6 protein-coding genes are annotated in these 10,837 nt (G+C 70.1%); 2 read left to right on the top strand and 4 right to left on the bottom strand.

Going from position 1 to position 10,837, the window contains the following annotated elements:
• The first annotated feature begins 150 nt into the window (after nt 1–150).
• Both hrpB and J7I44_RS08775 read left to right on the top strand, forming a co-directional pair.
• Complete coding sequence (gene hrpB, locus J7I44_RS08780) at nt 151–2,742, top strand: ATP-dependent helicase HrpB (protein WP_209619106.1); 2,592 nt, start codon at nt 151–153, stop codon at nt 2,740–2,742.
• Nucleotides 2,743–2,905: 163 nt separating this feature from the next.
• A complete protein-coding gene (locus tag J7I44_RS08775; protein WP_209619104.1) occupies nt 2,906–3,592 on the top strand; it encodes an ArsR/SmtB family transcription factor in 687 nt (228 codons plus the stop codon).
• A 180-nt stretch (nt 3,593–3,772) separates the two neighbouring features.
• On the opposite strand, the gene J7I44_RS08770 is transcribed toward J7I44_RS08775, so the two are convergent.
• The 4 genes from J7I44_RS08770 to J7I44_RS08755 form a co-directional block, all read right to left on the bottom strand.
• Nucleotides 3,773–4,717 (bottom strand): alpha/beta fold hydrolase, encoded by a 945-nt coding sequence (locus J7I44_RS08770; protein WP_245188065.1) that lies wholly within the window; start codon nt 4,715–4,717, stop codon nt 3,773–3,775.
• Between the two features lie 158 nt (nt 4,718–4,875).
• Nucleotides 4,876–6,732 carry a M1 family metallopeptidase gene (locus J7I44_RS08765; RefSeq protein WP_209619096.1) on the bottom strand — a complete coding sequence of 619 codons (1,857 nt, stop codon included), beginning with the start codon at nt 6,730–6,732 and terminating at the stop codon, nt 4,876–4,878.
• Between the two features lie 491 nt (nt 6,733–7,223).
• The gene (gene plsB, locus J7I44_RS08760; protein WP_245188054.1) at nt 7,224–9,836 is read right to left on the bottom strand and encodes a glycerol-3-phosphate 1-O-acyltransferase PlsB; all 2,613 of its coding nucleotides are present in this window, start codon (nt 9,834–9,836) and stop codon (nt 7,224–7,226) included.
• Between the two features lie 34 nt (nt 9,837–9,870).
• A complete protein-coding gene (locus J7I44_RS08755) occupies nt 9,871–10,779 on the bottom strand; it encodes a hypothetical protein (protein ID WP_209619090.1) in 909 nt (302 codons plus the stop codon).
• Nucleotides 10,780–10,837 lie beyond the last annotated feature (58 nt).

The raw sequence follows: 10,837 nt of genomic DNA, 5'->3' as shown, positions 1-10,837 counted from the left end.
TCGTGCCACGTGTCACCTCGGTAGGAAATTCATCCTATCGGGTGTCCAAGGTCATTAGGCCACTTCACGTGTTCCTTCCCCCGTTCACGGGGGAAGGTGCCCGAAGGGCGGATGGGGGTCGCCTTGCCTCAGCCCTTATCATCCGATGGAATGACGCAAGCCCACTTCCCGATCACGCCGCTTCTGCCGGAGCTGCGAGCTGCGCTCGACGCCCACCCGCGACTGGTCCTTGAAGCTCCGCCGGGCGCCGGCAAAACCACCCAGGTCCCGCCCGCGTTGCTCGACGCCCCGTGGCTGGAAGGCCGCCGTATCGTGATGCTCGAACCACGCCGGATCGCCGCGCGCGCGGCCGCCCAGTTCATGGCGGCGCAGCGCGGTGAGGACGTGGGCCAGACCGTCGGGTACCGCATCCGCTTCGAATCACGGGTGAGCGCGGCCACCCGCATCGAAGTCGTTACCGAGGGCATCCTCACGCGGTTGATCCAGGACGATCCGGAACTGTCGGGCATCGGCGCCATCGTGTTCGACGAATTCCACGAGCGCCACCTGGCCGGCGATCTCGGCCTGGCCCTGGCGCTCGACGTGCAGGCTACCTTGCGCCCGGATCTTCGCCTGCTGGTGATGTCCGCCACGCTGGACGGCGAACGCATCGCGCGCTGGCTGGATGCGCCGCGGCTGTCCAGCCCGGGGCGCAGCTTTCCCGTGCGCATCGAGCACCCGCCGGCGCGCGCGCAGGAAACCCCGGAACACCACCTTGCCCGCGTCACCCGCCAGGCGTTGGAAGAAAACCCCGGCGACGTGCTGGTGTTCCTCCCCGGCCGGCGCGAGATCGCTCGCGCCCACGCACTGCTCGAGAACGCACTCCCCTCTCCGTTCGGGGGAGGGGCGGGTGGTGAGCGATCGGGCGAGGCGCGCCTGGGGGCATCCTCTCCCGTGGGGAGAGGGCAAGAGCTGGACATCGTCGTCCTGCACGGCGAACTTTCGCTCACCGAGCAGCAGGCGGCGCTGGCGCCAGCCGAGCCGGGCACGCGGCGGGTGATCCTCGCCACCAACGTGGCCGAGTCCAGCGTGACGCTGCCGGGTATCCGCGGGGTGATCGATGCCGGTCTGGCGCGCGAGCCGCGCTTCGATCCCAACTCCGGCTTTTCGCGGCTGGAAACGGTCCCGATCTCGCAGGCTTCGGCCGACCAGCGCGCCGGTCGCGCCGGGCGCGTCGCCGAGGGCACCGCCTACCGCCTGTGGCCGCAGAGCCGCCGGTTGGAAGCTGCGCGCACGCCGGAAATCGCGCAGGCGGAGCTGTCCGGCCTCGCGCTCGAACTGGCCGCGTGGGGCGTCAACGCCGGCAGCGACGACACGCTGCGCTGGCTCGATCCGCCACCAGCGGGCGCACTGGCCCAGGCACGCGAGCTGCTGGCCGCCCTGGGCGCGCTCGGCACGGACGGTCGCATCACGCCGCTGGGCCGACGGATGCTTGAGCTGGGCGCCACACCCCGATGGGCCGCGATGGCGCTGCGAGCACCGGCGGAACTGCGTCCCCTGGCCGCCGACCTGCTCGCCCTGGTCGAGGCGCGCTCGCCGCTGCGGGGCGACCAGGCGCGCAGCGACGACTTCCGCGTGCGCGTGGAGGTGCTGCATGCCTGGCGTGATCGCCGGTCCGCCGGCGCGCGCGGCGGCTTCGACAGTGGCGCCATGGCCGCGATCGAGCAGGCGTCCAGGGGCTGGCGCAGACGTCTGGACGTCCGTACGGCCGCCAGTGGCGTGCCCGACAGCCACGCCACCGGTGACTTGCTGCTGCACGCCTGGCCCGACCGCATCGCCCGCCAGGACGAGGCCAATCCGCGCCGCTACACCCTCGCCAACGGCCGGGGTGCCAGCCTGCACGAAGCCAGTGCATTGTTCGGCGAGCCGTGGCTGGTGGTGCTCGATCTGCGGCTGGAAGCACGCGACAGCCTGGTGCTCGCCGCGGCGCCCTTCGACCCGCGGCGCCTTGAACAGGACTTCCCGCAGCACTTCCGGCGCGAGCGCGCGCTGCGCTGGAACGACGCACGCGGCGCGGTGGAGGCGTTCGAGGAGCAGCGCTTCGGCGCCATCGTGCTGGAAAGGCGCAGCGTGCCGGTCCAGCCGGAGGATGCGCTGCCCGCGCTGCTCGCCGCCGTCCGTAACCGCGGCATCGATGCGCTGCCCTGGAGCGACACCGCGCGCCGCCTGCGTGCGCGCATGCAGGCGTTGGCCGGCTGGATGCCCGAGCTGGGCCTGCCCGACGTGTCCGATGCGGCGCTGCTGGCCTCGCTCGAGGACTGGCTGGGGCCGTACCTGCAGGGAAAGCGCAAGCTCGACGCGCTGGGCGCCGACGAACTGTCCCAGGCGCTCGCCACGCTGTTCGACTACGAGCAGCGCCGCCAGCTCGACCAGTACGCGCCGGAAAGCCTGACCGTGCCTAGCGGCCAGGTGCGCAAACTCGAATACGCGCCCGGCGAGGCGCCGGTGCTGGCGGTGAAACTGCAGGAGCTGTTCGGGCTGGCCGACACCCCGCGCGTAGCGGCCGGCCGCGTGCCCGCCACCCTGCATCTGCTCTCGCCTGCCGGGCGACCGATCCAGGTGACGCAGGACCTGAAGGGCTTCTGGGAGCGCACCTACCCGGAAGTGAAGAAGGAACTGAAAGGCCGCTATCCGCGCCACCCGTGGCCGGACGATCCGTGGTCGGCCACGCCGACCCACCGGGCCAAACCGCGCGGAACGTAGGCCGGATTAGGCCGACAAAAAAAGCGCCCTGACGCGCATGGATCCTTCCCCCGTTCCACGGGGGAAGGTGCCCGAGGGGCGGATGGGGGCAATCGTGCGGCAAGCCCCCTTCCTTCGCCCGCCATCGAAAGATCCCCATCAGCGCCGGTACTAGACTTCGCGCATGCCCCCCACCTCGCTCACCCCGTACCAGCTCGCTGAAATCGGCGCCCTGCTTGCCGAGCCCGCACGCGCGGCGATGCTGCTCGCCCTGGTGGACGGCACCGCGCGCCCCGCCGGCGAACTTGGCCGGATGGCCGGCGTCGGCGCACCGACCGCCAGTGCGCACCTCAAGCGCCTGCTCGAAGGCGGCCTGCTCGCCGTGCAGGTGCAGGGACGCCATCGCTACTACCGCCTGGCCAGCGACGAAGTGGCCGGCTGGCTCGAAGCGCTCGCGCTGCCGCGCCGGCCGATCGCGCCGCCGACCGGGGACACCGCGCTGCGGCGCGCGCGCAGCTGCTATCGCCACCTTGCCGGCGAGCTGGGCGTCGCGTTATGCGCCCAGCTGCTTCATCGCGGTCACTTGGAGACCACCAGCGAAGGTCTCGCACTGCGCCCGGCGGGGGCCGCGGCGTTGATCCAGGCGGGGCTCGACCCGCAGGCCACGGCGCGCTTGCCGACGCTGCGCGGCCGCGGTTGCCTGGATTGGACCGAGCGGCGCCTGCACGTGGGCGGGCCGCTGGGCGTGGCGCTCACCGGCGCCATGCTCGACGCGGGCTGGCTGCGTCATGCGCCGCACGGACGTGCGCTGCTGCCCAGCGTGGAAGGGCTGCGGCGGTTCGGCCTGCTGGGGGTGCGCTTGTCCGGCTGAACCGGTCGCGGCTTGGCACCCTCTCCCCTCCGGGTGCTGGAGCATGCGGCAGCATGGCGGGTGGGTCGGGTTGGCCGGGCCGGTTGGCAAGGAGAACTCCTCGTCCGGTTGAGGCGGTCGAAACGCTCCTCACCGCTGAGCGCCCCCCCCCCCGGAGGGAGGGACCAAGGCGAGCAGCGGTCAGCGCCCCAGCACGAACCCGGTCAGCACCTGTGCGGTGGCCTCGGGCTTTTCCATCATCGGCATGTGGTTGCAGCCGTTGAGCAGGCTGGAGCTGATCGCCGGCGCCTGGACCAGGCCGTTGCGCAGGCTGTCCAGCGCGGAGGGATCGGCTATCCGGTCACCGCTGCACCAGAGCCCCAGCACCGGCATGGTCAGCTGGGCCAGCCGCTGCTGCAGCGAAAGGTAGTTTTCCGGTTGGCGCAATTGGGCGAGCGTGCGCTCGATGAAGGCGCGGTCGCGGCGGTTGCGCGCGACAAAGACGTCCTCGATCCGGCCGGGCACTTCAGGCGGGTGCACGAAGGCGAGCGCGAGCGCGCGTTCGAAACCCGTGCGGTCCTCGTAGACGAACGGATCCTTGCCCGCCGCGACGGCGCGGTCGAAATCGTTCGGCTGGGCCTTGAGGCCGTACGCGTCGACCAGCGCCAGTGCCGCCACGCCCTGTGGGTGTTCGGCCGCATAGACGCCCGCGATCGCGCCGCCCATGGAGTGGCCGACCAGCACGAACCGCTGCAGGTCCAGTGCGGCGAGGAAGGCCTGCAGGCGCTCAACCTGCGCCTGGACGCCGTAGCTGGCGTCCGGGTTGCGCGAGGACTCGCCCCAGCCCGGCAGGTCCGGGATCACCACGTGGAAGTGCGGCGTCAGTTGCTCGGCCAGCGGCAACCAGATCGTCTTGTCCGCGGCGAAACCATGCAGCAGCACCAGCGTCGGCCCCTGGCCGCCTTCGTAGTAGCTCCACGTGGTGTCGCCCGCGCGCAGCGTGTGCGATTCCACGTGCGCGGTCATGGCCTGGCGCATCACGTGTGCCCGCAGCAGCCATTGCGGCGCGAACAGGTAGCTGCCGCCGAGCACGATGACCACCAGGGCCAGCAATACGCCGAAGAACTTCAGGCGACGAAACAGCATGCGCTGCCAAAGGGGGCGGGTGGCGGGTGGGTTCATGCGTGGATTCCTGGCGTTTCCGAAGCCGGCTCTACCTGCGTGGAGGGGGGGGGGAGGGCGGCGCCTGTTCAGGACAGAGCGCACCCCTCCCGATCCCCCGCGCGGCAGGGGAGGGTCGCAGGCTACTTCTTGCCCTGCCTGGCCTTGCGCAGGATCGACTCGATCGCGCCCTGGGTCATCGGGTGATAGCCATCCTTGGCTTTGGCGTAGGCCGCCTCGGCGTAGGCCAGGCCCTCGGGGGTGGCGGCGAAGGCCTTGTACACCGGGAGGGTCAGGTACATGCGGCCGATCCGGGTCATGTGCTCGCGCGCGTCCTCCCAGACGTTCCTGTCACCCGCGGCGATGGCGTGGCTGTACCAGCGCATGCCGATCTCGGCGTTGGGCGTGCCAGTGAGGTGCCAGGCGGCGTCGAGCTGCTTCATCTTCGACAGCGGTGGCGCGTCGGGCAGGCGGTCGAGGAAATACATCCACTCCTGCGTGTTCCAGCCCTTGGCGTCGAGCTGCGCGGCATCCAGCGTGCCCTCCAGGAAGGACGCGCGCTCCTCGTCGATCTTCTGGAAGCGCGCCGACGTCGGCAGCGGCGCGTCCTTGGGAATGCCCGGCTCGTAAACCCACGCCTTGGCCTCGTCCCAGCTCATCTTGCCCGGGTGCGGATCGAACAAATGGGCCTTCATGTCGGCGAGCATCTGCTCGGTGGTGATCGAGGTGAAGGCGTGGCGATGGAAGTAGGCCTTCAGCCACTGATCGAAGGTGGCGCGGCCGAAGCGCTGCTCCAGCGTGCGCAGGAACCAGGAGCCCTTGTCGTAGGCGACGTCCGAGAGCGAATCGTCCGCACCGACGCCGCGCGGATCGGGTGCAAGCTTCTGCGAGTTCTCCGGCATCTTCCCGATCGACTTCTGCAGCGCGCGCGCCGAAAGCAGCGCTTCCTCGTCGGCCAGCGTCTTGCCGTAGACGGCCTCGGTGATGCGGCCCTGGACGTAGGTGGTGAAGCCCTCGTTGAGCCAGATGTCGCGCCAGCTCGCGGCGGTCACCAGGTTGCCCGACCAGGAGTGCGCGAGCTCATGCGAGACCAGCGAGACCAGGCTCTTGTCGCCGACCAGCACGGTCGGCGTGGCGAAGGTCATGTCGGGGTTTTCCATGCCGCCATAGGGGAACGAGGGCGGCAGCACCAGAATGTCGTAGCGGCCCCAGGCGTAGGGGCCGTAGAGCTTCTCGGTCGCTTCGATCAGCTTCTCGGTATCCTCGAATTCGTGCGCCGCCTTGCCGACCACGGACGGTTCGGCATACACCGCCGAACGCGGGCCGGTCTCCTTCACCGCGATGTCGCCGGCGGCGATCGCGAGCAGGTAGGACGGGATCGGGTGCGGCTGGTCGAAGCGGAAGTCGCCATCGAGCGGATGCGTTGCCTCGTTGAGCGCGCTCATCACCACGCGCACGTCCTTCGGCGCGGTCACGTGCGCCTTGTAGGTGAAGCGGATCGCCGGGGAGTCCTGCAGCGGCACCCACGAGCGGGCGTGGATCGACTCGGACTGCGAGAACATGAAGGGCAGCTTCTTGTCCGCCGTCTGCGCGGGTGTGAGCCACTGCAGGCCCGAGGCCTGTGGCGAGGTGGCGTAGACGATGCGCACCTTGCCCGGATGCTTCGGCGCCTGGATGGTGAGCTTGCTGCCCAGTTCCTTGTCGCGCGGCGCGAGCGCGAACTTCAGTGCGGTGGCGCGGCCGGCGGCATCCAGGCCCTCGACCTTGGCGATCTTGAGGTCGCGGGTGTCCAGCACCAGTGCGGGCGCCTTCGGATTCTTCCAGTCCAGGCTCAGCGTGGCGGTACCGTCCAGCGCCTTGTGCGGGAAGTCGATCGCCAGGTCGAGATCCAGATGGGTCACGCGGACCTGCTCCGGCTGCGCGTACGAGTGCGGGTCCGCGGCGAGCGCGGACAGTGGCAGGACGAGGGCGCCGAGGGCGAGGGCGGGGATTGCACGCATGCGGACATCTCTGCGGGGATGGAAGCGGCGAGTATGCCATCCGCTCGGGCAGCGGCGCCCGTGACGGAAGGGCAGGGAGGCGCGTCCTCCGAGCGGAGAGAGCGTGAGTGAGGGGCGATGTTCGCAAGAAAGGCGGCGGGCGCGAGCGCCGAATCGGGATCGTGGCAAGCCCCGGCCCCAGCCCTCTCCGCGGAGGCGAGGCAGCAGAGTGGGGCCGACGTAGACAATCGCGCGCGCTTCCTGCCCCAGCTCCCGAGCGCCCGCGGTAAAGCGGCGGCAGCTCATCCTTAGAGCAAGCGACCCAACAAGCATGCCGAGAAGGCGCCTGGCTCTTATGCCTTGCCGGGCTTAGCCAGGCCACACGGAAAGTGACCCGAGCGTCGTCAGGCGATCGGAAGCCCGCCGCAGGCGAGTCCAGTCGCGGTCAGCCCAACGAAACCATCTCCTCAAGCTCCGTCACTCATAACCGTCTCCCCGGAAGGGAAGAGCGCTCAGGCGTCCTTGTTCGCGTCGTGCTCATGCTCATGGTGCTCGGCCTCGACGTGGCGCCGGTGCAGGTCTTCGCTGCTGCTGTCCTCGGGCACGTGGTTGACCGCTTTGGGCGGCGCGGCATCCATGTCGCCGTCCACGCCGGTGATCTTGAGGATCGAATGGCGCACCTCGCGCGCCAGGATCACCCGCGCATCGCGCACCATGTCCTCCAGTGCGCGGTCGTAGTCGAGCTTGCCGCCCTCGTCCGTCCACACGATCTTCTGTTCGCGCAGCTTCTGGATGAAGCCGCGGAACAGCGCCTTGTCGAAGAACTCCGGCGCCGACTGCTCGTTGAGCAGCGACAGCCGCTGCGCGGTGAGCGCGCAGGCGTTCTCCAGCTCCGCGGCGCTGGTGGTGTGCGGCCCGTTCTTGGCCAGCGCGGCGATGGTGATGTAGTAGCGCTCGAAGGCCTGGATCAGGCTGCGTGCGATGGTCTTGAGCTGGAAGGCGGCATCGTCCTGGCCGGGCCCACGCTCGAGCACGCGCCCGTCACCGGAGGCCTCCAGCAGGCCGCGCCTCACGAAGAAGTCGATCGTGCCCTGCATCTGCGCCACGAAGCCGTCGGTATCCCACGGCAGGAACAGCTCGCCCTGGATGAACGGGTAGATGATCCGGCCCAGGCGCAGGATCGAGGCGCGCGTCATGCGCCGGTTGTTGAGGAAACAGCACGACACCCACGCCGCGGTGGCGGTCAGGTGCAGCACGTTGTTGCGGAAATACGAAAGCAGCACCGCTGGCTCGTCGTCGGCCTTGAGCACGTCGCCGAGCGAGTGGCGAACGCGGCGGATCCAGCCCATCTGTTCGCCGTAGGCGATGATCGCCGGCGGATCCATGGGGGTGACGGTGATGCGGTCGGAGTAGGGCAGCTCGACCAGCAGCGCGCGGGTCAGCTCCAGCTGGGCGAGCAGGTCGCTCTCGGCCATGGCGTGCTTTGGGGTTGCCAGCAGCGCCAGCGCGAGCAGGTTGATCGGGTTGACGTCCGCGGCGCGGTTGATGTTCACCTGGATGCGTTCGGCCAGGTCGTCGACCGCGCGGCCCAGCCACTCCGGCTTGGCGTCCGGATCGCCGGCGGCGGCGCGCCAGTCGACACTGGCCGCGTCCAGCAGCGGGGTGAGCTCGATCGGTTCGCCGAAGTTGAGCGCCACGTGGCCGTAGCGCTGGCGCAGCACCTTCAAACCTTTGAGCAGGCCGAGCAGGGATTCCTTCTCCTTCGGCTTGCCGGACAGCTCGCCGATGTAGCTCTTGCCTTCCATCAGCTTCTCGTAGCCAATGTAGACCGGCTGGAATAGCACCGGCCGGCGCGGCGCGCGCAGGAACGCGCGCACGGTCATCGCCAGCAGGCCCGCGCGCGGCGCCAGCAGGCGTCCGGTGCGCGAGCGGCCGCCTTCGATGAAGTATTCCATCGGCACGCCGCGATCGATCAGCTGCGCCATGTACTCGTTGAACACCACCGAGTACAGCGCGTTGCCCTTGAAGCTGCGGCGCAGGAAGAACGCGCCGCCGCGGCGCAGGATCGGCCCGATCACCGGCAGGTTGAGGTTCACGCCCGCGGCGATGTGCGGCACCACCACGCCGGAGACGTGCAGCTGGTAGCTCATCAGCAGGTAGTCGGCGTGGCTGCGATGGCTGGGTACGTAGACCACTTCGAAGCCTGGCGCGGCGGCGCGCGCCTTGTCGAAGTGATGCATCGCGATGCCGTCGTACAGCTTGTTCCAGAAGTTCGACAGCAGGAACGAGGCCGAGCGCACCACCGGGTGCGAGTAATCCGCGGCGATCTCCATCACCAGCTTGTGCGCGCGGCGCCAGGCCTTGGCGTAGGAGATGTGCTCCTTGGTCGCGGTGGCGGTGATCGCGGCGCGCACCGGCTCGGCGTTGAGCACGGCATCGGCCACCGTGCGCTTGTGCGACAGGTCCGGCCCGATCACCGCGGCGCGGATGCGGTGGAAGTGCGTGCGCAGCACCCGCGCGATCTTGCGCGCGAAGCGTTCCGGACGCGCCTCGCCGGCGTCGTCGAGCACCTGCCGCAGCGACACCGGCGCGGAGAAGTGCACCACCGTGTCACGGCCGTTGAGCAGCAGCGCGAGCAGCCGGCGGAAGCGGCCGACCATGACCCAGTTTTCGGAAAACAGCACGCGGAACCAGCCGGTGTCGCGGCTCGGTGCGCGGCCCACGTAGATCGACACCGGCACGATCTGGATGTCGCGCTCGGGCTGCTCTTCCAGCGAGCGGACCAGCTGGTCGAGCGTCTCGTACGGTGCGCGCTGGCGGCTGCGGCCGAACAGCCAGCCGTCGCGCCTGGCCAGCGCGAACACCGAGCGACGGCGCCGGGTGCCGGAAAGGGGCTGCATGGGCGAGGGCAGGCCGGCCTCGCGGCAGGCGCGTTCCAGGATCAGCGCGTCGGAAAAGCCGTCGCGCTCGATCACGTAGCACACCGGTGCGCCGGCCTTCAGCAGGCTGGCCGGTTCGGCCGGGTCGCGCCGGATGCGCACCCAGGGTTCGAGCAACTGGCCGGCGAGGCTGAACCACCAGGGCGCGCGGCTGCGGGCGGGGGAATCCGCGGTCATGTTCTGCATCGGCGGATTGTAGCCGGTGGGCCGACGGGACCGCTCAGGGCGCCGCGGCGACCGTCCCGGCGGCGGCCGGCGCCGACAGGCGGCGATGTGCCTGGCGCACACTTTCGAGCAGGTCCTGGTCGTACCAGTGGCCGTTCTGCTGCACCATTGTCGATTCCATCGCCAGCGGCTTGCCCAGCAACAGGTATTCCACGCGCACGCGCGCATACGGCGGGTGGTATTCCAGCGGCACTACCCGCGCGGAGGCCAGCGCCTCGTCCAGCGGCAACCCGTAGAGCCCGAGCATGCGCTCGAGGCCGTGGAAGGCAATGGCATAGCTGCGCATGGCCTGGTCGAAATCCATCGTGCGCAGACTTTGTGCGTCCTGCAGGTCCAGTTCGCGCGCGGTGGCCACCACCACGCCGACCGCCTGGCGCGCCCTGGCGGGGTCGAACCACGGCGCCTGCTGCGCCCATGGGCCGAGCGCATCGACCAGCGCCGTGGCATGGCGTTTCTGGGTGTCGGTGAGGCGCGCATCCTCCTCGATCGCCTTGCCGGCCAGCGCGCGGCCGATGCCGACCAGAAGCGGCAGCTGATCGCCGTAGCGGGCCTGGGCGTCGGCCAGCCAGGGTTGCAGCTGGGCATCGAGGGCGGCCGCGGCGTCCGGCGCGGCCAATTGCTGCAAGGCGCCGTCGATGCGCGCCCGTTCGGCGTCGGTCAGCGGCGTCTCGCCGGCGTGCGCCCGGCCCCAGTCCTCGCGCAGCATCGCGTAATCGTGGGGAGGCAAGGCGTGCTGCCAGAAGCCGGCAAAGTCGCCGGCCCGCACCAGCGCGATCGATTGCTGCACGGCCGCCTCGGGTGACGGGTTGGCCGCGGCGGCAGGCGTGGGCTCACCCGACCGGCAGGCGGTCAGCGCGAACAGGGCAACACAGGGCAGGAGGAAACGGAACAGGGACGGGCGCATGGACCTCAGCTGGCGGAGGGCGTGGGGCGGGAGGCACAAGCATGGCCCCGCAGGCGTA

The sequence above is a fragment of the Frateuria flava genome (genome assembly GCF_017837635.1).
GTDB lineage: Bacteria > Pseudomonadota > Gammaproteobacteria > Xanthomonadales > Rhodanobacteraceae > Frateuria_A > Frateuria_A flava.
Note: the sequence above shows the minus strand (reverse complement) of the source record. Positions and strands in the feature narration are given on the sequence as shown.